Origin of the sequence: Streptomyces pseudovenezuelae (assembly GCF_029892565.1) — a bacterium.
Classification (GTDB): domain Bacteria; phylum Actinomycetota; class Actinomycetes; order Streptomycetales; family Streptomycetaceae; genus Streptomyces; species Streptomyces pseudovenezuelae_A.
Map to the genome: position 1 here is coordinate 253,815 of NZ_JARXVH010000010.1, position 25,630 is coordinate 279,444.

General features: G+C 67.2%; 10 protein-coding genes and 1 pseudogene. 10 read left to right on the plus strand and 1 reads right to left on the minus strand.

Annotation, left to right across the window (positions count from 1 at the left end):
* Positions 1–276 precede the first annotated feature (276 nt).
* The 10 genes and pseudogenes from pglW (at position 277) to M2283_RS30565 (ending at position 23,940) form a co-directional block, all read left to right on the plus strand.
* Positions 277–4,995, plus strand: a complete 4,719-nt coding sequence (pglW, locus tag M2283_RS30525; protein ID WP_280879658.1) for a BREX system serine/threonine kinase PglW — start codon at positions 277–279, stop codon at positions 4,993–4,995.
* A complete protein-coding gene (pglX, locus tag M2283_RS30530; RefSeq protein WP_280879659.1) occupies positions 4,967–8,587 on the plus strand; it encodes a BREX-2 system adenine-specific DNA-methyltransferase PglX in 3,621 nt (1,206 codons plus the stop codon). The genes pglW and pglX overlap by 29 nt, the downstream gene beginning before the upstream one ends.
* A 44-nt stretch (positions 8,588–8,631) precedes the next feature.
* Positions 8,632–8,943 (plus strand): hypothetical protein, encoded by a 312-nt coding sequence (locus tag M2283_RS51680; protein WP_348538936.1) that lies wholly within the window; start codon positions 8,632–8,634, stop codon positions 8,941–8,943.
* Positions 8,940–9,598 (plus strand): annotated as a pseudogene (locus tag M2283_RS52000) (DNA/RNA helicase domain-containing protein). Before M2283_RS51680 ends, M2283_RS52000 begins: the two are co-directional and overlap by 4 nt.
* Before the next feature lie 92 nt (positions 9,599–9,690).
* Positions 9,691–13,584 (plus strand): BREX-2 system ATPase PglY, encoded by a 3,894-nt coding sequence (gene pglY / locus M2283_RS30540; RefSeq protein ID WP_280879660.1) that lies wholly within the window; start codon positions 9,691–9,693, stop codon positions 13,582–13,584.
* On the plus strand, positions 13,581–16,472 hold the full coding sequence (gene pglZ, locus M2283_RS30545) for a BREX-2 system phosphatase PglZ (protein WP_280879661.1): 2,892 nt from the start codon (positions 13,581–13,583) through the stop codon (positions 16,470–16,472). The genes pglY and pglZ overlap by 4 nt, the downstream gene beginning before the upstream one ends.
* A gap of 40 nt (positions 16,473–16,512) precedes the next feature.
* On the plus strand, positions 16,513–18,261 hold the full coding sequence (locus M2283_RS30550) for an AIPR family protein (RefSeq protein WP_280879662.1): 1,749 nt from the start codon (positions 16,513–16,515) through the stop codon (positions 18,259–18,261).
* Positions 18,262–18,307: 46 nt separating this feature from the next.
* Positions 18,308–19,633, plus strand: coding sequence for a BREX system ATP-binding protein BrxD (gene brxD, locus M2283_RS30555; RefSeq protein WP_280879663.1), 1,326 nt, complete (start codon positions 18,308–18,310; stop codon positions 19,631–19,633).
* The gene (locus M2283_RS30560; RefSeq protein ID WP_280879664.1) at positions 19,633–21,795 is read left to right on the plus strand and encodes a DEAD/DEAH box helicase; all 2,163 of its coding nucleotides are present in this window, start codon (positions 19,633–19,635) and stop codon (positions 21,793–21,795) included. The genes brxD and M2283_RS30560 overlap by 1 nt, the downstream gene beginning before the upstream one ends.
* Positions 21,796–22,491: 696 nt before the next feature.
* On the plus strand, positions 22,492–23,940 hold the full coding sequence (locus M2283_RS30565; RefSeq protein ID WP_280879665.1) for a hypothetical protein: 1,449 nt from the start codon (positions 22,492–22,494) through the stop codon (positions 23,938–23,940).
* A gap of 276 nt (positions 23,941–24,216) precedes the next feature.
* Here the strand turns inward: M2283_RS30565 and M2283_RS30570 are convergent, their stop codons facing one another.
* The gene (locus M2283_RS30570; RefSeq protein ID WP_280879666.1) at positions 24,217–25,545 is read right to left on the minus strand and encodes a class I SAM-dependent RNA methyltransferase; all 1,329 of its coding nucleotides are present in this window, start codon (positions 25,543–25,545) and stop codon (positions 24,217–24,219) included.
* Positions 25,546–25,630 lie beyond the last annotated feature (85 nt).

Below are 25,630 nucleotides of genomic sequence, written 5' to 3' on the forward strand. Positions count from 1 at the left end.
ATGCCTTCATGGGATTCGGGAAAGCCCTCTGCCCCGACCAACACTTCTTCGGCCGTGCTGGCCGAAATGGGGGCGCGCGGGAGCGTCGGCGACGTCCTTTCCGCGTGTGTCCCTTGCACGCGCCCCCCAAGATCGACGGCTGCGGTTCAACGCACGCCTTACCCACCTTCGTCGGCCGCGACTAGGATTCATGAGGTCCGTGACGTGGTGGAAACGGCACGCATGAACACGAACGGACGGTGACCGGGGGCAGATTCCAAGGGGCGGGGACAGCTCATGCGACAAGGCCGGTGGACCACGGTCACCGAGTCCGAGTTCGACCATGAACACCGTGGCCTGGAAGCCATCCGGGAGAAGCTGGCGGACGTCGATCCGTGGCGCGCGTGGTCGAACTTCACCTTCACCGCCAACACCGGACACGTCCGCGAGGTCGACCTCCTCGTCGTCGCGCCCGGCGGCGTATACATGATCGAGCTCAAGGACTGGCACGGCTCCGTGACCAGCGAGAACGGCACCTGGGTGCAGACCACCCCCGGTGACCATCGTCGCCCGCACGGCAACCCGCTCCACCTCGTCAACAAGAAGGCGAAGGAGCTGGCCACACTGCTCGGCCAGAACGGCAGGCGGGTATGGGTCGGCGAGGCCGTCTGCTTCACCGATGGCGGTCTGCGTGTCCGCCTGCCCGCCCACGATCAGAATGGCGTCCACACGGTCGACGAGCTGGTCACCCTGCTGAAGCAGCCTCCACGCAACGAGCGGCGCCGCATCAACGCCGTCGAGTCCCGTGAGATCAAGACCACGCTCGAACGGATCGGTATCCGGCGCAGTGACGCCGAGTACAAGGTCGGCCCGTATCAGCTGGTCCGCAAGTCCATTGACTCCGGCCCGACCTGGACCGACTACAAGGCGAGCCACAGCGAGCTGCCCGAGGTGGCCCGGGTCCGCGTCTACCTCAGCGAGCGCGGATCGGACGCGTCGATCCGGCGGTCGGTGGAAAACGCGGCCCGCCGTGAAGCGGCCGTACTGCAGCGCTTCAAGCACCCAGGTGTGGTCCAGCTCAAGCAGTACTACCCTTCCGGGCACTTAGCGGGCCCTTCCCTGATCTTCGACTACGACCCGCGCACGCTCCGCCTGGACGAGTACCTGCTCCAGCACGGCAAGGGGCTCGACATCCTCGGCCGGATGGCACTGGTCCGCCAGCTCGCCGAGACCATACGTTCCGCGCACTCCGCCCGCATCCACCACAGGGCGCTGGCCGCCCGCGCCGTTCACGTGATCCCCCGCGACCGGGGCCGCGGCGGTCGGGCGGTCGGGGAGGACGCCGCCTGGCTCACCCCCCGTCTGGAGATATCGGACTGGCAGATCGCCACCCAGCGCGCCTCCGCCACGGACGGCGACAACGGGCAGGGCATAACCCGCTTCGCGCCGACCGCGCTCTCGGCCATGCACCTTGCGGAGGGCTCCGACCCCTATTTCGCCCCGGAGTTGACTGCCCTCACGGCCGACCCCGTTTACCTGGACGTGTACGGCCTCGGTGTCCTCACGTACCTCCTCGTCACGGGCAGGGCCCCGGCCGCGAGCCAGGCCGAGCTGCTGGCCCGCCTTGAGGCGGGCGAGGGTCTGCGCCCCAGCTCGTTGGTCGACGACCTCTCCGAGGACATCGACTTCTTGGTGCAGGCGGCGACCGCCTACCGGCCCGGTCAACGCCTGTCCTCGGTGGACGAGTTCCTGGAGATGCTGGAGATCGTCGAGGACGGCCTGACCGCCCCGCCCTCGGAGCCCGACCCCGAACCGGCCGAGGGTCCCGAGAAGGACCCTCTCGAAGCGGTGGCCGGCGATGTGCTCGGCGGGCGCTGGGAAGTCCGGCGGCGCCTCGGAACCGGCTCCACCAGCCGGGCCTTCCTCGTCCGCGACTTGGAGGCCGAAGCGCGCAAGACCCGGCCGCTGGCCGTCCTGAAGGTGGCTCTCTCGGACAGCAGAGGCCAAGTCCTGGTGCACGAGGCCGAGGTGATGAACCGGCTGCGCCCCGACTCCCGCGTGATCCGGCTCGTCGAGCCGGAACCCCTGCACATCGGCCCGCGTACCGTGCTCGCTCTTGAGTACGTGGGCGACGAGCGCGACGCCACCGAACAGGACGCCGAGGCCGCCGACTCTGGCACCAAAACCGGCACACGCACCCGCCGCCGCGAGGAGACGGTCGCGCGCCAGCTGCGCGAGCACGGCCGGTTGAAGATTGACCAGTTGGAGGCATACGGCGACTACCTGTTCGGGGCCGTGGACTTCCTGGAGGGCGAGAGTGTCTGGCACCGCGACATCAAGCCGGACAACATCGCCATCCGTATCCGCCCCAACCGCACCCGCGAGCTGGTCCTCATCGACTTCTCCCTGGCGGGCTACCCTGCGAAGGACTACGAGGCTGGCACCGATGGATACCTCGACCCATTCATAGGCAGCCTGACCCGCACCGCGTACGACTCGCACGCCGAGCGGTACGCGATCGCCGTCACCTTGCACCAGATGGCCTCGGGCGAATTGCCCAAGTGGGGCGATGGCTCGCTCCCGCCGAGGATGACGGACGCGAAGGAGTTCCCGTACCCGACCGTCCAAGCCGACGCCTTCGAGCCCGCCGTACGGGACAGCCTGGTCGCCTTCTTCCGCAAGGCCCTCCACCGGGACGCGGCGAAGCGCTTCGCCGAGCTGAAGCCGATGCGGGATGCCTGGAGGAAAATCTTCCTCGACGCATCGCAGACGGTCCCGTCCAACCACCGCTCCCGCCACCCCGAACCCTCACCGCAGGAGACCGCGGCGGGCGAGCGCGCTGCAGCGATCGCGGACGCCGAGCCACTCACCGCGGACGAACAGCGTGAGCGTCTGGCGGCGGCGGTCACCCGCGACACCCACCTGTCCGCCGCCGGTCTCACCCCGGCCGCGGAGTCCTTCCTCTACGGCCTCGGAATCACGACCGTCGGCGGCCTCCTCGACTACAGCCGCAGCAAGCTCCTCAACGCGCCGGGCCTCGGCACCAAGACCCGCACCGAGGTGCAGCGCCGCCAGCGCCAGTGGGGCAGGCTGCTGCGCGAGGCTTCACTCTCCCCGCTCACCCCGAAGGGCCGCGCGGAGGCGAAGGAGGAACTCGCCCAGCTCACCGCCACCGGGTCGGCGGTCGCCGGAGCCCTGGCCACGGACGAGGCAGCGGCGCGCCTGACGGAGTCCGCCCTCCGCTCGGTGAGTCTGGACACGCTCGCCACTCTCTTCGTTCCGGAACTGAACAACAACCGCTCCAACAGCAACAAGGTCGAGATGGTACGGCTGTTGCTGCGTCTACCGAACGAGCACGGAGAGCTGCCCGGCATCGGCGTCTGGCCCAAGCAGAAGGACGTCGCAGAAGCACTCGGCCTGTCCGCCGGGCGCATCCCGCAGATGCTGAAGGAGGAGCGCAAGCGCTGGAAGAAGCACCCCGCGGTCCACGCCCTGCGGGACGAGATGGTCGGCCTCCTGGTGGGCCTCGGCCGGGTCGCCCCCGCCGTGGAGATCGCCGATGCCCTCGCCGTACGACGCGGTACACAGCTGCCGGGACGCGAACAGCGCCGCGCGCTGGCTCTGGCCGCAGTGCGGGCCATCGTGGAGGTGGAGCAACTCCAGCCGGACGAGGCCGAGTTCCAGCACCAGGCCAACCGCAGGGCGACGGAGGACGTACTGGCCGCGGGCCTGCTCGCGCTGGACGTACGGGAGGTCGACGCTCCGGACACCCCGACGGCTCCGGGACTCCTCGACTACGCAACCCGCCTGGGCAAGACAGCCGACCGCCTGGCCCGTCTGGATACCTTGCCGACGGCTACGACGGTCCTGAGCGAGCTGGGCGTACTGACCCCGCCGCCCGGTGTCGTGGACTGGGACGAACGGCGACTGGTCGAACTGGCCGCCGCTGCCTCCCTGAACGCGGCGGCGACGCCCCGCCTGGAAATCTACCCGCGCAACCTGTCCCTGGTACGGGCCCTGCGCCTCACCCAGGCCGGCCTAGTACGGCTGATCCCGGGCGTACCAGAAGCCCGGCAGCCCGGCCTTACGGGCGAGGACGTCAACGAGCGGGTACGGGCCCGCTTCCCGGAGCTGGTCATCAGGGACGGCCGGGGCAGGAGCACGCACGAGTTGCCGACCGGCGGCCCTCTGACCAAGGCATTGCGCGACGCCGGCTTCGACCTCACCCTGTCGACGCGCGAGGACACGAAGACGCTCCGCTATCTGCCGACGCGGATGGACAGTGCGTCCACCTATCTGACGGTCGCAGACTGGCGTCAGTCGACGGAGGCAGGCGCAGTGACGCGCTACTCCGACGACCCGCTGGTCGCGGGCGGCGTCCGCGCGGACGAGCGGCTCCTCGCCTCGGCCCGGCGGGACGGCTACCGGGTCCTGACCGTGCACCACGTCCGTACGGTCGAGGCGGTACGGAGGCTGGCGGGCCACCGCATCGGCGCGCAGGCAGTCTCCGTGACCGAACTCTTCCTCTCGTCGATGCACGCGCTTGTCCCTCCGGGCACGAAGCCGACGTGGGAGACACTCCTGAAGGCAGACGTGGCCGAGCCCGGTTCGCGGGGCGCGCTGAAGTTCAGCGAGTACGCGCGGACCGCGTGGGGGACGGTGGAACCGCAGGTACGGGAGTTGTTGGCCCCGGGGGCCGGTTCGGGCCCGGTTCTACTGACCGAGGCGGCCGTGTTCGCCCGGTACGACGGCATGGGCGTCCTCGACCGGCTCGCGGAGGCATCTCGGCAGGGCGGGCGGGGGCTGTGGCTGCTGGTACCGCAGGCGGACCCTGGGCGTGAGCCGAAGCTGGGGCACACGGCGGTGGCGTACCAGGCCGGCCTGGGTGAATGGATCGACCTGCCGGACTCGTGGGTAAGAAGGGAGTACCTGTCCAGCCTGACGGACGTGAGTGTCTTAAGCACGAACGGAACGAGGGGGACTGCGAGTGATCGACCGCAGGGCTCTGTTGAATGACCTGAAGCAGCAGGTCAAGGCAGTCGAGGCTGACCTCGGCAAGCAGGTCGGCGTAGTGGCAGAGGGCGCGAGATTCCGCGCTGAGTACGAGCGCGCCCGCAAGCTGGGCCGTACGGCGGCAACCTGGAACTCCTGGCTGGACAATCGGATCACGCAGGTCGCGGTGGCATGGGCGCTGGGTACGGTCTTCGTCCGGTTCGTCGAGGACAACGGGCTGATCCCCGAGCCGTATCTGACTGCGCCGGAGGCCGATCGGCGGCATCTGGCGCTGGCGCGGTTCGAGGAGTACGTCTCGGAGGCAGCGGACCCGACGTACCGGGGATGGCTGGAGCAGGCGTTCGCGGAACTGGGGGCGGGGCAGGCGGGTCGCCTGCTGTTCGACCCACGACACAACCCGCTGTTCCAGATCCCGTTATCGCACGACGGCGCGCGGGAATTAGTGGAGTTCTGGCGCCGGCGCAATGCGGACGGCACCCTCGTCCACGACTTTACGGACCCGCTCAAGAAGGACGGGGACGGGACGCGAGGCTGGAACACACGGTTTCTGGGTGACCTGTATCAGGACCTCAATGAGTCCGCGCGGAAGACATACGCACTGCTTCAAACGCCGGAATTCGTGGTGAAGTTCATCCTCGACCGAACGATGGCGCCAGCGGTGCTGGAGTTCGGGTACAAGGATCTGAAGATGATCGACCCCGCTTGCGGGTCGGGGCACTTCGTCCTGGAGGTGTTTCGGCGACTGGTGCGGCTTTGGGCGGATGCCCGGCCAGACAAGGACGTGCACGAGCGGGTGCGGGAAGCGCTGAACTCCGTACACGGGGTGGACTTGTACCCCTTCGCGGTGGCTATTGCTCGGTTCCGGTTGATAGTGGCAGCCATGGCCGCCGGTGAGGTGTCGACACTGGCGGAGGCAGCCCAATACGATTGGCCGATCCATCTGGCGGTGGGTGACTCGCTTATCAAGCACCGACACAAGCAGGGGAACCTTTTTGATGACCTGGAGGAGGAGGGCGCGGATGAGCTGGCCGACTTCAAGTACGAGACCGAGGATGCGCATGAGCACCCTGAGATCCTGAAGCCGGGGCGATATCATGTAGTAGTGGGTAATCCTCCATATATCACGGTGAAGGACAAGAAGCTTAACGAGCTTTATCGGGGCCTGTACAGTGCGTGCACAGGGTCCTATGCCCTTTCAGTCCCGTTCGCTCAGCGATTCTTCGAGTTGGCAAGGACCGGCGACGCCGACAGCGGACTCGGATACGGCATGGTCGGCCAGATCACGGCCAACTCGTTCATGAAGCGCGAGTTCGGCTCGTCATTAATCGAGAAATTCTTCGGTCACGAAGTCGAGTTGACTGAAGTGATCGACACGTCCGGCGCCTATATTCCGGGGCATGGAACCCCTACGGTCATCCTCATCGGCATGCCGCGTGCGGGGAACAGGCGCTCCGCCTTCGTCAGGACCGTGCGAAGTGTGCAAGGAGAGCCCGACACGCCCGAGAATGACGAAGATGGACTGGTCTGGAACGCAATTTTGAACCAGATCGACGAGCCAGGTTCCGTAAGCCGATGGGTGTCGGTAGACGATTTAGAGAGGCATCGCTACTTCGGCAAGCAGCCATGGATCCTCACAGATGGCGGCCTCGAGCTCGTGGAAATACTCAACAGTCAAGCAGCTTCAAAGCTCTCTGCCGTGGCAGCCGATATAGGCGCGGGCGCCGTAACTCGTGAGGATCACGCATATATGGTCGGCGCTGGATCCCTCCGGCGTCACCGTATCCCATCGAGTCACAAGCGTCCGCTGATCGAAGGAACAGAGGTACGAGATTTCCTCATATTGGATCCAGTAGTGTCACTCTGGCCCTACGACGCGAGCAATCTACGAGCGGACGCACCTCCAGCGATAGAAAGATTCCTCTGGCCTTATCGACGACTTCTGATAAATCGACCCGCATTTGGTAAGACCCAGCTAGAACGGGGTCTAACCTGGTTCGAATATTCAATGTTCTTCAAACAGCGCTACCAGGCACCACTTTCCATCACCTTCGCCTTCGTTTCCTCTCACAACCACTTTGCACTCGACAGAGGCGGCAAGGTATCGAGCCGCTCCGCACCCGTGATAAATCTTCGAGCGGAGTCGAGTGAGGCCGACCATCTAAGCATTATCGGCCTCCTCAACAGTTCCACTGCCGGTTTTTGGCTGAAGCAGATCAGTCACGACAAGGGAAACCGAGGGGGCGAGCGGGGGACTGGGCGCTACGCCTGGGAGAGCTTTTTCGAATTCACCGGCACCAACATCGAAGATTTCCCCCTACCTCCTGGCTCCCCGACCACTTTTGCTGAAGCTATCGACAATCTGATTCAAAGACACGCCGCTGCCAACCCCAAGTGCACTGCAGCCGATTTGAGGCCTACAGCAAACACCCTTCGGGAGGCCCACGCTACATGGAGCTACACCCGCTCCCGAATGATCACTCTCCTAGAAGAGTTGGACTGGCAGGTCTACTCGCTCTACCACCTGCACCCCGAAGACCTACGCGTCGCCGAGGACCCCGACTCTCCGGAGATCCCCGAGCTTGCTCTCGGCGAGCGCGCCTTCGAGATCGCGCTAGCCCGTCGAGTCGCCGCACGGGAGACCAGCGACGAATGGTTCAAGCGGCATGGGTCCACACCCATCACCGAGATTCCCGCCCATTGGCCCGCCGCCTACCGACAGGTCGTCCAGAAGCGCCTCGACGCCATCGAGGCGTCCCGGGCCATCGGCATGGTCGAGCGGCCAGAGTACAAGCGGCGCTGGGCCACCGAAGGGTGGGACTCGCTCCAGGAGAAGGCTCTGCGGGGCTGGTTGCTCGAGCGGATCGAGGACCGGGCTTACTGGTTCGACGAAAACGGGATGCCCGCGCTCGTCAGCCTCTCCCGCCTCACCGACAACCTCTCCCGCGACGAGGATTTCGTCTCCGTAGCCAAGATCTACGCCCCCCACAGGGAACTGCCGATCGTTGTTGGCGAGTTGATGACCGACGAGCACGTGCCCTTCCTCTCCGCCCTGCGCTACAAGCCCGCCGCCCTCAAGAAGCGCGCGGACTGGGAGCACGTCTGGGATCTCCAGCGCCAGGAGGACGCCGCTCCGAACGAGCCGGCCAAGCGGAAGATCCGGGACTCCATACCCGTACCGCCCAAGTACGCCTCCGCCGACTTCCTGCGCCCTTCCTACTGGCGAGCGCGTGGCAAGCTGGACGTGCCCAAGGAGCGGTTCATCTCGTACGCGCGAGCCAATGTGGCCACCCCCGACCTGTACGGCTGGGCAGGCTGGGACCACCGGGAGCAGGCGATCGCGCTCGACACATACATCGCCATCCACGAGGGCCTGACAACCGAAGAGGTCACCCCGCTTCTCGCCGGGCTACTCGAACTCCAGCCGTGGCTGACGCAGTGGCACAACGAGCCCGATCCGTTCTTCGCCCCGACCCCCGCTAAGTTCTTCGAGGGCGACCGGCAGATTGAGCAGGGCAAGCACGGCCTCACCGACGACGACCTGCGCGCCTGGCGCCCGGTCGCCGCGAACAGAGGACGCCGTACCGCCAAGAAGTAGCCCGCCACTACGCCAACGGCCCCGCGATCGGAACAGATCGCAACGTGGCCGAATCCCGTATCGCGGGCCTGTGGGGCGTCGAGGAGGACCAGCACGGCCGGATGTACACCGGCGAACAGCGCGGCGTCTTCCTGGACTTCCTGCGCTCGCGGCTCGCCGCGAAGCCCGGCGCGGCGGCGGCCGACATGCTGCTTCGACGGCAAGATCCGGCCGTCGAAGAGCTTATGGCCCTCGCGGCGGCCGAGATCCGCGACCGCGAGCAGTTCGTGCTCATCGCCGAGCAGCGGGTCGCCTACGAGAAGGTGATGTCCGCAGTCCGCAAGGCCAAGCGGTCCAACCACAAGCAGTCGTGGTGACCGGCGGTCCCGGCTCCGGCAAGAGCGTCGTCGCTCTGTCGCTTCTCGGCGAGGTGTACCGGCGCGGGGTGACCGCTCTGCACGCCACCGGGTCCGCGTCGTTCACCAAGATCATGCGGAAGGTCGCCGGGGCCGGAAGCCCGCGGTGCAGAAGCTGTTCATGTACGTCAACAGCTTCGTGGACGCCGAGCCGAACGACCTCGACGTACTGGTCTGCGACGAGGCCCACCGCCTGCACAAGACCTCCGCCAACCGCTACACCAAGTCAGAACTGCGTACCGGCCGTCCCCAGGTGGCGGAGTTGATCGACGCCGCCCTGGTGCCGGTGTTCCTGCTCGACCAGCACCAGGTGGTACGGCCCGGGGAGATGGGCACCAAGCCGGAGATCCAGCGGGCCGCCGACGCGCAGGGCCTGGAACGTGTAAGGCGATCGGTCGGTCCTCGGTGCGCCGCCCGCGCCCCTGTGGGCCACCGACCCGGACGGATTCGGCCAGGTCGGCTGCGTCTACACCGCGCAGGGCTTCGAGTACGACTGGTCGGGCGTGATCTTCGTCCTCGATCTGGTCTGGCGTACTCGACGGACCCGGAAACGCGCGACAAGCTGCGCTCGCTCGTGAGTCCGGCGCCCGGGGCGGAGGCAATCGCCCTCGTGTAGTCGGGCATATGCGAAAAGACACCATCCGTTGACAGCGGTACGTCATACCATCGGATGAACCTGCGCAGCCGCTCGTCGGGGAGTGATCTTTCATGTCCCAACAGCCGCTCTTACTCCACGATGTCATCGACATCAAGGAGTCCATTTCCACATCGGACTTCGTCCTCCAGCTCTCGGAGGCGACAGCCCCGGAGGGCGCCGAGCGTGCACTGCGAGATTACGTGGTCACGGAACGGCTGCTGGAGAACTTCGACGAGGCGCTCGGGCTGATCCGGGCCGCGCTCGACGGGCACACGTCGAAGGCGGCCTACCTCCATGGGTCGTTCGGTTCCGGTAAGTCGCATTTCATGGCGGTGCTCCATGCACTGCTCAGCGGAGCCCCGGCGGTCCGCGCGCGGACAGACTTGGACCCGGTGCTCACCAAGCACGAGTGGCTCGGCACTGAGGGGAAGCGATTCCTGCTCGTGCCCTACCACATGCTCGGAGCGAAGGCCCTGGAGCAGCGGATCCTCGGCGGATACGTAAGCCACGTCAAGAAGCTGCACCCCGAGGCTCCGACGCCGCAGGTGTACCGGACGGACGCCCTGTTCGAGGACATCCGCGCGATGCGGTCCCGTATGGGCAACCAGGCGGTGATCGGCGGCCTCACCTCGGCGGACGTCGGCGACGGCGCCGCGGACGAGGAGGACGAGTGGGGCGAGGCGTTCGGCTGGACGCCTCAGCTGCTCGACACCGCCCTCGCCGCCGAGGAGGTCCACGAGGGCGGCCAGGCGCTCAACCTGGTCAGCCCGTCGACACCCGCCGAGCTGCGGGCACGGCTTGTCCAGGACGCGAGCACGCACCTGCTGCCCGGCTTCGCCAAGAACGCCGCCGAGGACGAGCACGGGTTCGTCTCGCTCGACGCCGGCCTGTCCGTGATCGCCGAGCACACCAAGGCGCTCGGTTACGACGGGCTGATCCTCTTCATGGACGAGCTGATCCTTTGGCTCGCGACCCTCATCCACGACCAGAAGTTCGTGGCCCGCGAAGCCGGCAAGATCACCAACTTCGTGGAGGGCGGCGACGCCCGCCGTGCCGTGCCGGTGATCTCGTTCATCGCCCGCCAGCGCGACCTGCGCGAGCTTGTCGGCGAGGAGGTGTCGGGGGCGGCCGAGGCATCCATCCAGGACACGCTCAACCTGGCCTCGGGCCGGTTCGACAAGATCACGCTGGAAGACCGCAACCTTCCACAGGTAGCGCACGCGCGGCTACTCAAGCCCAAGGACGGCGAAGCCGCTGCCCTCGTCGACGCGGAGTTCGAGAAGACCCGCAGGATCCGCCAGGAGGTATGGGACACGCTTCTGGGCTCCGACCGCGGTGCCGACGGCGTCGGCGCGGACGAGGAGAGCTTCCGGCTGACGTACCCCTTCTCGCCAGCGTTCATGGACACTCTCGTGCACGTGTCCTCCGCGCTCCAGCGCAACCGGACCGGCCTGAAGCTGATGGGGCAGCTGCTCGCCGAGCACCGGGCGGAGTTACGGCTGGGCGACCTGATCCCGGTCGGCGACCTGTATCCAGTGATCACAGCGGGCGGCGACAAGCCGTTCACCGACAGCCTGAAGGTGGTCTTCGAGGCAGCCGACAAGTTGTACCGGACGAAGTTACGGCCGTACCTCCTCCTCACGCACAACGTGTCGGAGGAGGTCATCGAGCAGTACACCCACCGTCCCGACAGCATCACTGACCCGGACCTGCGCACCCGCATCAAGCAGTTCACTGGTGACAACCGCATAGTCGGCACGCTGCTGCTCTCGGCGCTCGCCCCGAGCGTCCCTGCCCTGTCCGACCTGACCATCCGCCGCCTGTCCGCACTCAACTACGGCTCGGTGGTCGCCCCGATCCCGGGCCGCGAGTACGGCATCCTCAAGAACAAAGTGGCCGAGTGGGCAGGCCGCTTCCCCGAGATCAAGGAGATCGGCACCGAGGCCAACCCGGGCGTCCGGCTCGAACTGTCCGGCGTCGACGTCGACTCAGTTGTCGCCAACGCCAACGTCAATGACAACCCAGGCAACCGCGAGGCCCTCGCCAAGCGGCTCCTCGTCGAGGAACTTGGCATCAAACAGGACCAGTTAATCAACGAGCTGCACTTCGCATGGCGGGGTACGGAGCGCAGCGTCGAGGTGGTGTTCGGCAATGTCGCCGACGTGGATGAGCTGCCGGACCACGACCTCATGCCCCAGCAGGACGGGCACTGGCGGCTCGTGATCGACCTTCCCTTCGACGACAGCGAGTGGGGCGCACGCGAGGACGCCATGCGGATGCAGCGGCTGCGCGAGCGACAGGGCGAGCCGTCCCGCAGTGTCGCCTGGCTGCCCACCCACCTCTCCAGTCAGCGGTACGCCGACTTCCGCCGCCTCGTCGTCATCGACAAGGCCCTGTCCGACAGCCAGCGGTTCGACGGCCAGTACGCCAGCCACCTGAGCCCCGACAACCGGGCCCGTGCGAAGGGACTCCTGGAGACCCAGCGAGACTCGCTGCTCAAGAACGTGAAGGCGGCCTTCAAGCAGGCGTACGGCCTCGCCGACAAGAAGGCCACCGATGTGGAACTCGGCTTCGGCGACCATCTGCAGTCGCTGCGCGAAGTCGAGGGGCTGACGCTGTCCTTCGGCCAGTCACTGCGGGACGGCATCCGACACATCGCAGGCAAGCTGCTCGCTAGCCAGTACCCGGACCACCCGAGCCTCGACCCCGACGGCAACGGCACCGTCGTCAAGCCTGCCGACGCCAGGAAGGTCTTCACCCACGTACGAGCCGCCGCCGAGGCTCGTGACGGACGCGCCGAAGTCCCCGCAGCCGACCGGAACCTGATGCGCCGAGTAGCCACTCCGCTGCGGCTGGGGCAGCAGAAGGAGGCGTACTTCGAGGTGTCGGAGTACTGGGCGGAGCATTTCCGGCAGCTCGCCAGGGGACAGGGTGTGACCGGAGACCTCAGCCTGATCACCCTGACCGACTGGACGGACCGGCCCACACCGCGCGGTCTGCCGGGCTTTCTCGCCCGCCTCGTCGTGGCCTCGTTCGCCGAGATGGACGATCGAGTGTGGGTACGCGCAGGCACGCCTCTCGACCCGGCGCCCGCACTCAACGAGATCAAGGATCATGACGCGCTGCGCAGCCAGCCGCTGCCCTCTGAGGAGGACTGGGGTGCTACCCGCGAGCGATTCTCAACGGTCTTCGGCGATCCCGCGCCCACGCTGCGACGTGGCCGCATGGTCAACCAGCTCGCCCGGCAGATCGCCCGGCAGGCGGGCGCCCACCTGGAGGCGGCCCGTGAGCTGGTGACCCAGCTGGAGCGGCACGCCGGTTTCCTCCAGCTCGACGAAACCATCGAGGGCGGGCGCCTCTCCGTAGCACGGCGGGCCGTCGAACTGCTCCAGGAGCTCACGCGCTCGGCCGGTCAGGGCGCCGCCGGAGCACGGAAGACCGTAGAGGCCCTAGCCGCCTTCGACTTCGGTCAGGTCAGCGCTCACCGGTTCGGGAGCTCGGTCAAGCAGGCCCGTGCGGTGGCACAAGCGCTGGACTCGGCGTCCTGGACCACCCTCGAATTGGCCACCACGGAGGGCCCCGAGGGACAGGCACTGCTGGAGTCCCTGCGCAACGCCGCGCAGAGCGACCAGCGGACCAACGACCTGAAGGAGGCGCTGGCCAGGACGCAGCGCGAAGTACTGGCTCTGGTGAAACGCAACAGGGCGACGCCGACTCCGCCGCCCGCATCCCCGTCCCCGCGCCCCGGTGACGTACCGCTCGACACTCCGACGAGTCACCCGCCGGTCCCCGAGCAGCAGACGTCGAGCAGAGGACCGTCTACTCCGGGGCGAGTGAAGCGCTCCGGGGGCGGGCGGACAAGTGCGTCCAGGGCGGTGGCCGAACTCCAGGCTGAGATCGCGGAGTTGGCGACAGCCGAACCCGGCACCACCGTAGAGATCGAATGGCGGGTCGTCGAAGGATGAGCACGGCGACGACCAGCACGGTGGCCGTGCGGCTGAACCTCGCGACGATCACCCAATTCCTGTCGGCCCAGAGTTCTCTCTCCGACGCCCTGACGGGCCAGGAGCAGCGACGGGCGGTGCTGCTGCGCTCCGCTCCGCAGTGGGACGGGCCCGCCGAACACGTCTGGGGCGACGGGCTGTCGGTCCGGATCACGGCCGCTCCCTCCCCGCTCGCCGTGCACGAACTCCTGCTCGACCACCTGTCGGACACGGCGACCGGCCCCGACCTGCTAGTCGTCCTGACCGACCGCGAACTGAACGAGCTCGACCCCGCCATCCTGGCCCGCGCCCACAAGAAGCGCATCGACACGGTGGACAGCTGGGACGTGGTGCGGGACGCGTTCGGCGCTCATCAGATCGACCAGCGACTCAGGGACGACAAGTGGGCTGCGGAGGCCCTGCTGGACGCCGCGCCACCGAGGGGCGGCTGGCCCCGGCTGGGAGGCGGCATCCTGTCGCGCGGCACGGCCCTGTCCGCGCTCGCGCTGCGTCGTCTGAGGCTGGGCAGTTACCAGGACGAGGCGGTCCGTCAGGACCACACCACGTCCGCCGACCGCCTCGACACCCACGCGCTGCTGGGATGGTCCCTGCTTCCGGGCCGTCCAGAGCGCTTCCTGGCGCTGCGCGGCCCCGAACGCGGCGGCCTGTCGGAGTTCCTCAGCGAAGACGACCGCGCCGGACTCGCGGGTCGAGCGCTCCTGGACCTCGTCGAGGCCGAGCACGGGCCGGACGCGGTGGCCTTCGGACTTGTCTGTGCCGCGCTGTGGTGCCATTCCGAACCGGACGCCGCCGTCTACACGGCACGCGGCCGCGCGGAACGCTGGTTCGGAGAGCGCCCTTCAGCGCAGGGGGATCAATTGGTCTCCATGACGACGGCCTTCGGTCGGGCCTCGGAGGACTACGTCGGCACACTGCTCGCCGCAGCAGCCAGGGACCATGCTGCAGGCTCGGAAACAGCCCGCGAGGCCCGCCGGACCAGCGACACAGTACTGAAGAGCGCATCAGTACTGGTCCGCCAGTTCGGCGCGGAAGCCGCCGCCAGGACCAGTCCACTCTTGTCAGCAGGTCTGGACGCCAGGTTCACGGCCGTAGGAGAGGCTCTGGCAGCCGGTGAGACGGGACCGCTCGACGCAGCCGTGCGGTCCTTGAGCAGGCACCGGCGTGCGCAGGGACCGGAGGTCCAGTCGCGGATCGAGCGGACCCGCATGGCCCAGCGGCTCGTCCGGTGGCTGGCCACCGAACCGGAAACCGAGGCGTCCCACGTGGGCGGAGCCATAGAGCGCCACCTCAAGGAGACCGGTTGGGTGGACCGGGCCCTCGAACACATCGATGCCGGTGGGGACTCCGACGACCAACTGACGGCCGCTTACGACTCGCTGGCCGTGCGCGTGCGTGCGCGGCGCCACGAGATCGACCGTGAGTTCGCACGCGTTCTGGCGACCTGGACCGCAGCGGGCACAGACCCCGGCGGAATGCTGACGGTGGAGACATTCCTGGATCGAGTGGTGAAGCCGGTGGTCCGCGGTGCCGCCGACCGGCGTGTGCTGCTGATCGTCCTGGACGGGATGAGTACGGCCATCGCCACCGAACTGGGCGAGGAACTACGCGCCACCTGGGCCGAGTTCGATCCGGTGGCCGCCGAAGGCGCTCCGCTCCGCCGTGCCATGGCGGCGGTTCTTCCCACTCTCACTTCCGTTTCCCGCACTTCGCTGTTCGCGGGCAAAGTGGCGCAGGGATCACAGAAGGACGAGGCCCAGCTCTTTCCCGCTCTTCCGTTCTGGAACGGTGCGCAGGCGGCAGTGTTCCACAAGGACGATCTGCGAGCCGACAGCGCGGGAGACGCCTTTGGGCCCGCGCTCACCGAAGCGCTCATGGACGGCCGTACACATGTGGCTGTGGTCCTCAACGCGATCGACGACCGACTCGCCAAGGAACAGAAGCTGGGGGACGGCGCCTGGCAGGCCGGACATATCCCGGGTCTTCCGGATCTGCTGCGGATCGCCGCCTCGCAGGGGATGGCGGTGGTCATCACCAGCGACCACGGGCATGTCGTGGACCGGCACGGAGCGAAGGTGGACGCCAGCTCGCCGCAGTCCGCCCGTCACCGGTCACCGGACGGCGCGGTAGGCCCGATGGAGGTCGCACTGCACGGCCCCCGGGTCGTCGCGCCGGAGTCCGGGGGATCGATCGTCGCACTGTGGGACGCCGATTCCCGGTACACAGCCCGCAAGGCCGGATACCACGGCGGGGCGTCCCTCGCCGAGTTCACGATTCCTGTGCTGGCCTTCCTGCCGTTCGGAGCGACCCCGCCTGCAGCCTGGCGGGAGCTGGAGGACCAGCGGCCGACCTGGTGGCTACTGGAGGCGTCCACGCCCCACCCCATCACCGTCTCGCCGGCTCCGACAGCCACGGCAAAGCGGCAGGCGCGAACGGAGACCCAGTCCCAACTGGCCCGTACGCACGACTCGTTGTTCGAGCTCGCAGTAGTCCCGGCACACGACGCCGAGGAGACACTGGTGGCCACCACCCTCGTCGATCCCGACGAAACCCTCATCTCCACCCTCGTCGCTTCAGAGGCATTTCAGGGCCAGATCGGCCTGCTTGCCCGCAAGCCGCCCATGGACAAAGTCGAAGGGGCAATTCGAGCCCTGCTCGACGCCGGGGGCACGCTGCCGGTGTCCGCCCTGGCGCAGCGCGTGTCCTACCCGGTGACCCGAGCAGACGGGTTCGCCGCGATCCTGCGCCAACTACTCAATTACGACGGAGTGCAAGTCCTGGACACGCTGCCGGACGGGCGGACCGTTCGTCTCGATCTCTCCTTGCTCCGCATGCAGTTCGACCTGGGCTGACGTTCCACATGCCGCTACCTCCACCGATGAGCCAGGAGCCATGAGCGCCAACGACCGTGTGTTAATCAACCAAATGATCGAGGAGCGCCGCACCACTCGCTCCGTCCCGCTCTCCTTCGACGCAGCCTTCGAGAGGTTCGCCGGCGAACACGCGCTGCACGGCTTCGGTCTCTCGGAGGAGGAGATCGAGGCCGGCGTGATCGGAGGCGCCAACGACGGCGGCATCGACGGGGCCTACGTCTTCCTCGGCGGTCGGCTCCTGCACGAGGACAGCGAGATCTTCCAGCAGCACTCCGCTGTCTCGAACGTGGAGCAGGGGAGCCAGCTGACGCTCTGGCTCATCCAGGCCAAGACAAGCGCCGGCTTCTCCGAAACAGCCCTGGACAAGGCGGCGTCCACCTGCGCAAACCTGCTGAACATGGAGGTCGACGAGGACACCGTCGGCGTGCTGTACACAGCCGATCTCCTCGCTCGCTTCAGACTCTTCAGGACAGCGTTGACGCGGCTCCTCACCCGTCATCCGACCGTACTCATCAAGTTCTCGTACGTGACGCGCGGCGAGGCGAGCGAGGTGCACCCCAAGGTTCAGGCGAAGGCCAAGATCCTGGAGACGCAATTCTCCAACGCCTTCGCGATCTCAACCGGCGAGGTCGAGTTCCTCGGCCCCGCGGAACTCTGGCAGCGTGCCAGCACCCTCCCCTCGTACACCCTGGAACTGCCCTACAGGGAAAGCATCACCCACGGCACCAGTCACATCGCCCTTGTCGGCCTGGGCGAGTACCTCGACTTCCTCAGCGACGAGACCGGGTCGATCAAGTCCCACATCTTCGACTGGAACGTCCGCGACTATCAGGGCAATGTCGAGGTGAACCGAGAGATCACGGCTTCCCTCCAGAACTCCGAGGCACCGGAGTTCTGGTGGCTCAACAACGGCATCACCATCGTGTGTTCGCAGGCGACCTCCATCGGAAAGCGGCTCAGCCTCTCCGACGTACAGATAGTCAACGGCCTCCAGACCTCGTACACCCTCCACGAGACCCTGCACGCCCTCTACTTGACGGACCCAGCCGACCTCGTCTTCAAGAGGCTCGTGCAAGTACGCATCCTCGTCACCGTGGACCAGGCCGCCCGGGACTCCGTCATCCGCGCCACCAACCGGCAGACGAGCGTACCGGCCGCCTCCCTCCGGGCCACGGACGACATCCAACGGCAGATCGAGTCGTACTTCTTGGAACACGGCTGGTTCTATGACCGGCGCAAGAACTTCTACCGGAACCAGGGCAAGCCGGCCGACCGTATCGTCAGCATTCCCCTGCTGGCACAGTCCGTGATGGCCATGGCGCTGGGACAGCCCGACTACGCCCGTGCCCGCCCCTCGAGCCTGTTGAAGTCCGACACCGACTACCGGCGCGTCTTCTCGGCGAAGACGGAACTTCCCGTCTACCTGTGGCTGGCCAAGGCTCAACGCCAGGTGGACGAGTTCCTGCAGTCGACGTCGGATCCCATATCCCGTTCGCTGCACACGAACCTGCACTTCCACCTCGCCATGCTCGGTGCCGTGGACCTCATCGGCCGTGTGTTCAGCAAGCCGGAAACTCTGAACAACGCCGCTCGGGAAGAAGTCTTCCCGAGCACCGCGCGCCTCGAATTGCTGTGGACGTCGCTTCAGGAGCAGTTCCAGATATTCCAACTGGAGAATCGGTCGGGAGCCGACAGGACCGCGAAGAGCAGCGACTTCGTCACCTACCTCACGGCCAACCTCGGGTACGGCAGTCTCCGCAGCAGGTGACCTCAGAGCACGGTTCACAGCCTGGCACGGATGGGACAATCAGCAAGTGATCGATCCTCGTCCTTCACTCGTCTCCGCCGCCCGGCGGCGCGCCGCTCTCGACGCCCTCCGGCGCGGTGCGGTGCCCGAGAGTGGCCTGGATCTTCTTGCCACCGGCCTCGACCGTTTCGAGTCCGCGCTCGACGCGGAACTCGACGCGGTCGCCTCCGGCGCCTCGGTCTTCAAAGCTGTGCGCGGTGAGTACGGTTCCGGTAAGACCTTCTTCACTCGCTGGCTCGGAGAGCGCGCCAAGCAGCGCAACTTCGCCGTCTCCGAGATCCAGATCTCGGAGACGGAAACTCCGCTGCACAAGCTGGAGACCGTCTACCGACGCCTCACTGAGCGGCTGTCCACCTCAAGCTTCCCGCCAAGTGCCCTGCGGCCTGTGGCGGACGCCTGGTTCTACGCCCTGGAGGAGGACGCTCTCGCCGCCGGTGCCGACGAGAACGATCTGAGCGGCGCGGTGGAGGAATTGCTGACCGCCCGGCTGACCGAGGTGTCGCGACACGCCACGTCCTTCGCAACCGCGCTGCGCGGCTACCGGACCGCGCTCGCCGAGGGCGACGAGGCGACGGCAGCGGCCATCCTCGCCTGGCTCGGCGGCCAGCCCCATGTGGCGGCTGCGGCACGCCGCTCCGCAGGGGTACGTGGCGACCTCGACCACTTCGGAGCCCTCGGCTTCCTGCAGGGGTTGCTCATCGTCCTGCGGGATTCCGGCCACCGAGGTCTGTTCGTCGTACTGGACGAAGTGGAAACCCTGCAGAGAGTGCGGTCGGATGCCCGGGACAAGGCACTCAACGCCCTGCGCCAGCTGATCGACGAAGTTCACTCCGGGCGGTTCCCTGGCCTCTATCTGGTCATCACCGGCACACCCGCCTTCTACGACGGCCAGCAGGGCGTGCAGCGGCTCCCGCCGCTCGCCCAACGGCTCGCCACGGACTTCACGACCGATCCCCGATTCGACAACCCCCGGGCGGTTCAGCTGCGCCTGCCCGGATTCACCCTGGAGTCGCTGACCGGCCTCGGGATATCCATCCGGGATCTCTACGCAGCCGGGGCAGACTCTCCCGACCGGATCAAAGCTCTGGCGGACGACGCGTACGTCGCCGATCTCGCCCGTGCGGTGGGCGGAGCCCTCGGCGGCAAGGTGGGGGTCGCACCCCGGCTCTTCCTCAAGAAGCTGGTCGGCGACATCCTCGACCGCATCGACCAGTTCCCGGACTTCGCCCCGCGCCAGCACTACCGGCTCACGGTGGGCGGCAGTGAACTCACCGACGTAGAGCGGAACCTGGCCGGTTCCTCGTCGGCCGACGACATTGACCTGGAGCTGTGATGACGTCGGCTGCGGATCCTGTCGACCGGCTCGACCCCGTCATCCTGCACCACGTGGTCAATACGCTCGGCTGGCCGGATCTGCGGCCCCTGCAGCGAGCCGCGATCAACCCGGTGATGGACGGCGAGGACGCCATACTCCTCGCACCCACCGCCAGCGGCAAGACCGAGGCAGCTTGTCTGCCGATCCTGTCGGCCATGTCCGCACAGGGATGGACCGGCACTTCAGTCCTCTACCTCTGCCCGCTCAAGGCGCTACTCAACAACCTGGTGACGCGCGTCGACGGTTACGCGCAGTGGCTCGGTCGGAGCGCGGCACTGTGGCACGGGGACACGAAGGAGTCGAAGCGTCAGCGCATTCGTACCGACAGGCCCGACATCCTGCTGACGACGCCCGAGTCGCTGGAAGCCATGCTGATTGGAGTGAAGACGGATCACGCCCACTTGCTGGGCGGAGTCCGGGCCGTCGTCGTCGACGAGGTGCACGCGTTCGCGGGCGACGACCGGGGATGGCATCTTCTGGCTGTCCTCGAACGCCTCCAACGGGTCACTGGGCGTCCCATTCAGCGGGTCGGGCTGTCGGCAACCGTCGGAAATCCCCACCAACTGCTCACCTGGTTACAAGGATCCGGCGCCGGTCGGCGCCCGGGACAGGTTATCGGCCCAGAGCTCACGACTCCCTCCGGGGGATCGTCCGCCCAGGTGCCTGCGGGCGGCACGACCGGGTCCCCGCCCGGTGAGATCGAACTCGACTATGTGGGCTCTCTGTCCAACGCCGCCAAGGTCATCGCGGCCCTGCACCGGGGTGAAAAGCGTCTGGTCTTCTGTGAGTCACGACGGCAGGTCGAGGAGCTGGGCGCGGCACTCCGGGCGCGTGACGTCACAGTGTTCCTGTCTCATGCCTCTCTCTCGATCGACGAGCGGGCTCGATCCGAGCAGGCATTCGCCGAAGCCCGTGACTGTGTCATCGTGGCCACGTCCACCCTGGAACTGGGCATCGACGTCGGCGACCTCGACCGAGTCGTCCAGATTGATTCGCCCAGCACAGTTGCCTCGTTCCTCCAACGGGTCGGGCGTACTGGGCGTCGCGCGGGAAACACCCGCAACTGCCTGTTCCTGGCCACCCACAAGGACAGTCTGCTGCAGGCCGCCGCGTTGCTGCTCCTTTGGGGCCGCGGTTGGGTCGAACCAGTTGTCGCACCACCCGAGCCGCGCCATCTCGTCGCGCAGCAACTGCTAGCCGCCACGCTCCAGGAGCACAAGCTGGGTGATCAGGTGTGGCCCGAGCAGTGGAACGGCCTGGCCCCCTTCGACCGTTCCGCCGCTCCCATCCTGCGTCACCTGACGGAGGGTGGCTTCCTGGACACCGACCAAGGCATGCTGTTCATCGGCCTGGAGGCCGAACGTCGTTTCGGGCGACGTCACTTCATCGAATTGACCGCGTCCTTCACCGCGCCACCGCAGTTCACCGTCCTGTCCGGTCGCGCCGAGATCGGTCGGATGGACCCGTCCGTACTCACGGAGGAACGTCCAGGCCCGCGAAGACTGCTGCTGGCGGGCCGCAGCTGGCAGGTGACGTTCATCGACTGGGGGCGCAAGCGAGTGTTCGTCGAGCCGGTGGACGGCGGCGGGATCGCCAAGTGGTCCGGGGGCACACTCGTCGGGCTCTCGTACCAGTTAACGCGCGCCATGCGGGATGTCCTTCTGGGCACCGACCCACGGGTCTCACTCACCCGACGAGCCGAGGTCTGCCTCCAGGAGTGGCGTGACGAGGACGCCCATCACCTCGTCCACCCCGGCGGGACGCTGGTCGCGCGGCGCGGAAACGACGTCCGCTGGTGGACGTGGGCGGGCTATCGGGCCAATGTGACGCTGGGCGCGACGCTGTCGTCCATCACCGACCCCGTCCAGCGGCCGACGGACTGCTACCTGCGGCTACGGGAGGACCTGAGCCCAGACATGTGGCGGGACGCACTGAGCGCCGTAGAAGCCGGGCTGTCACTGGTACTACCCGACGTCGACCAGCGGGCAGTGCGCGGCCTGAAGTTCTCAGCAGCGCTCCCCCAACGCCTCGCCGTGGCCACCCTGTCGGCAAGACTGGCCGACTTCGACGGCGCACGCGCCGTTCTGGCAGAACCTAAGCGGTTCTCGACCGTCCACTAACCCGAGTGCCCAGCCGCCTCGAAGCGGCGTACCCCGCCCTTCCCGGGCACCCAGGATGGCCCATGAGCACCTGTGATGGAGTCACATCGTCAGTACATGGTGAACCCGCTGATACAGATGACACTGAAGATGATCGAGAGCTCAGCGGCTGAGCTCTCAACTACTTGTACGACGGCATGGCCACCCACTCCGCACCGCTCTCCAAGGAGCCCCGGCGGCTCCCTGCATGAGCCGCCTTGCCGAGGTCAGCAACTCCTCACGGAGTCGGCACTCCCACGCCATGAACGCGATAGCGGAGTCCGGTTGGGTGAGCCGTTGCAGTGCCGACGGCGACCGGCAAGGCGCAGTCGCCCAGCTCACCGGTGAGGGGTACTAGGCACTACAGAAGGCCGTGCCCGGTCATGCCACAGAGGTGCAGGAGTACTTGTTCGACGACCTCAAGGAGAGCAGGGAGCAGGGGTTGCGTCCTGGGAAGTGGTGTACAGGTTCCACCTGATCCGGGAGTTTGCTCCTGGTGTTGGTGGGTGCCTGCATAGATAAGCGGCCACCGACTGATCTTCGAAGTGTCGAAGGAGATCAGCACGATGACCGCACCAGACAGTCTGCCCCTGCACGCCCTCACCGAAGACAACCTCGCCGCGACGGGGCTCAGCTGTGAAAATGCCGACGAGCAACTTCGCACAGTAGGGGGTTCGGGTGGCGCGTCAGGTGAACGAGCGTCAACTGCAGGTGCTGCGGTGGGTCGGACAAGGCTGCCCCGACGGCATATGGGAGGGAGAGGCCCACAAGCTCAGCTGCCAGGCGCTACAGAGCCGAGGATTGGTCAAAGTCTCCAAGGGGAAAGGGCATTGGTCCGCGACGCTCACGACCGCAGGCCGGCATTTCCTCGACCACGGCAGCTATCCCCCCGACAAACCTCTCACCAGAGGCACCGCTCCAGTCGAGAAAGCCGCAATGCAGCCGGCGGCAGTCTCCGGAGGACGGAAGGCCAGCGAGCAGGTAGCCACACCGACACCTCCACCGATCCCCAACCCCGTGCCCCGCAAGAGGAAGAAGACCGTCACGGAGCAGCTCCTGGAAGAGCTTGCGGAGGCGGGTGGCCGGATCGTCAAACGGGAAGCCAGCGGCCGGGAGACCGAGAAATGGCCGATCCGCGTCGCCGCTGCCCGACGATCGGGGAAGCTCCCAAAGACCAAGGAGCTGCACGGAGGTTGGTGCCGTGACGGCTACGAGATCCGGCTGGTCGACACACCCGCCTGGCGCTTGGCCACGCTGTCACCCATTCCTGTGCCCTCACGGCTCACAAAACCGCATCCAATCGTCAAAACCCTACAGAGCCTTCCTCAACCCATGGGGCTGACCAAGTCCGTGCAGAGCCGGGCTTTCCGACTCATCCATGCTCTGCTCACCGCAACACAGCAGGCGGGGCACATCATCGCGATGGGCACAGCGAATGCAGCACCGCTACCGCATCGTCGGCGAAGCGGCCCACCTCACTTCACCATCACGGCACAGGGCCAGAAATGCGAATTCCTCGTCCTACAGGAACAGGACCGGGTTGAGCACGTCCCCACTCAGAAGGAACTCGCGGACGCCGAGAAGTACTCCTGGACCAGGATCCCGCGCTACGACCACTCCCCCGCAGACCGTCTGAGGATCTGCGTCAGCGGCGGCCTCCCGCACCGAGCCGGCGAATGGGCCGACACGTCCGCACGCCCTCTTGAAGACCAGCTCGCCGAGATCGTGCAGGAGGTCGGTCTTCGCGGAGAGGCAGCCGAACGCAAGCGTCTGGCCGACATCGAGCAGGCGAAGCAACAGCGCCTGGTCTGGGAAGCCGCGAAGCAGCAGGCGACGACCGAATACGCAGAGGCATACCGCGTCCGACACCTGGAGGCGCAACACGAAGCGTGGCGGCGGGCAGCAGGCTTGGCCGAGTACGTCAGCGCACTCCGACTCCACACAGAGAGCCTTCCCACCGGACCGGCCAGGGACGAAGCCGAGGCATGGATCGCATGGGCCGAGAGCCATGTGAAACGCCTGAACCCGCTCAACGGTTCACCGTTGCTACCGGAAATCCCCGAGCCGCGCGCCGAGGGGCTCAAGCCGTTCATGCACGGCTTGAGCCCCTACGGACCCACCTACTGAACGCCTACTCCGTCCAGCCGCCAGCCCCGCCAAACCGCGCCTGGCAGCGCACCCGCCGCCGCAATCAGCGACGGCGGAACCAGGCCGATTTCCGTCAAGTTTCCGCAAAGTCAGACCTCGGAAACTCCACCTACCATCCAGCGTGACCTGCGCGATCAGACAGCTGGCGGCCCATCAGAACGAGCGTCATTTGAGCGTCACGAGCGTCGTTTCGGCGTCAAGATATCGCCCGTAACGCCCACAGTGCACATAACGCACATCACCTGAACCTGCAGGTCAGGCGTCCTTCGGGATGGGCTCAAGGATCGCGACGCACTCCACGTGGTGGGTCATCGGAAACAGATCAAACGCCCGCAGAGTCCGCACCTTGTACCCCCCGTCCCGGAAGTACCCCAGGTCCCGAGCCAACGCAGCCGGATCGCAGGCCACATACGCGATCCGCCGCGCCCCCAGCGACGCCAGGTGCTCGACCGTCCGCTTGCCCGCGCCCGCGCGAGGCGGGTCCAGGACGATCAGGTCGGCCTCCGTGATGCCGGTGCGCGGAAGCACCGCCTCGACCTTGCCCTGTTCGATCCGTACGCGCTCGAACCCGGCCAGGTTGTGCCGCGCGTCCTCGACCGCCCGCTTGCCGGACTCGATGCCGAGGACCGCGCCCTTGTCGCCGAGGCGGTCGGCGAGGGCGCCGGCGAAGAGGCCGACGCCGCAGTAGAGGTCGAGCGCCATCTCGCCCTTGCGCGGCATCAGGCCCTGCATGACGGCCTTGACGAGGGTGTCGGCGGCCATCGGGTGGACCTGCCAGAAGCCGCCGCTGCCGACCCGGTAGGTGCGGCCGTCGGCCCGCTCGCGCACGAACGCGCGGCCGTGGACGCGGTGGATACCGCCGTCGTGCTCCTCGACGCGCATGACGGAGACGGGGCGGTCCAGTTCGACCAGGGGCAGTCGGGCGCCCGGGTTCGGCTCCAGGATCACCATGCGGTCCTGGGAACCCGTCGCCGCGATCGCATCGACCGACGCCATTCCGGCCCAGTCCCGCTCCTCGATGCCGAGTTCACTGACGCCCGGCGCCGCGATCATGCAGTGCTCGACCGGCTCGACCTCGTGCGAACGGTGGCGGCGCAGACCGGCGTTGCCGTCCACGTCCACCGCGTACTGCACGCGCGTGCGCCACTGCGGCACCTGTCCGGCCGGCAGCTTGTCGCCCTCGGCCGGCAACACCGTGCCGTCCCAGCCGGCCTCCTCCGGGGTGAGACCCGCGAGCCGCTGAAGCTGCTCGGCGACGACCTCGCCCTTGAGCCGACGCTGCGCCCCCGGCTTGGCGTGCTGCCAGTCGCAGCCGCCGCAGCGGCCGGGTCCGGCGTAGGGGCAGGGCGCCTCGATGCGGTCCTTGGACGCCGAGAGGATCTCGACCGCGTCCGCGCGCAGGAAGCGGGCGCCCTCCTCGCCGTCGGTCACCCGGGCCACGACCCGCTCGCCGGGCAGCGTGTGCCGGACGAACAGCACCTGGCCCTCGGCGGTACGGGCGATACAGTGCCCGCCGTGCGCGACGGGCCCGACCTCGACCTCGTACGCCTCCCCGACCAGCGATTTCTTCGGTTCTGCCTGCATGGCGGGGTGACTCCACAACATCGAAAGGAAAAGCGGCCGGACAACAGCCCACCAGTCTACGTGGGTGCCGTCCGGCCGCCGACCA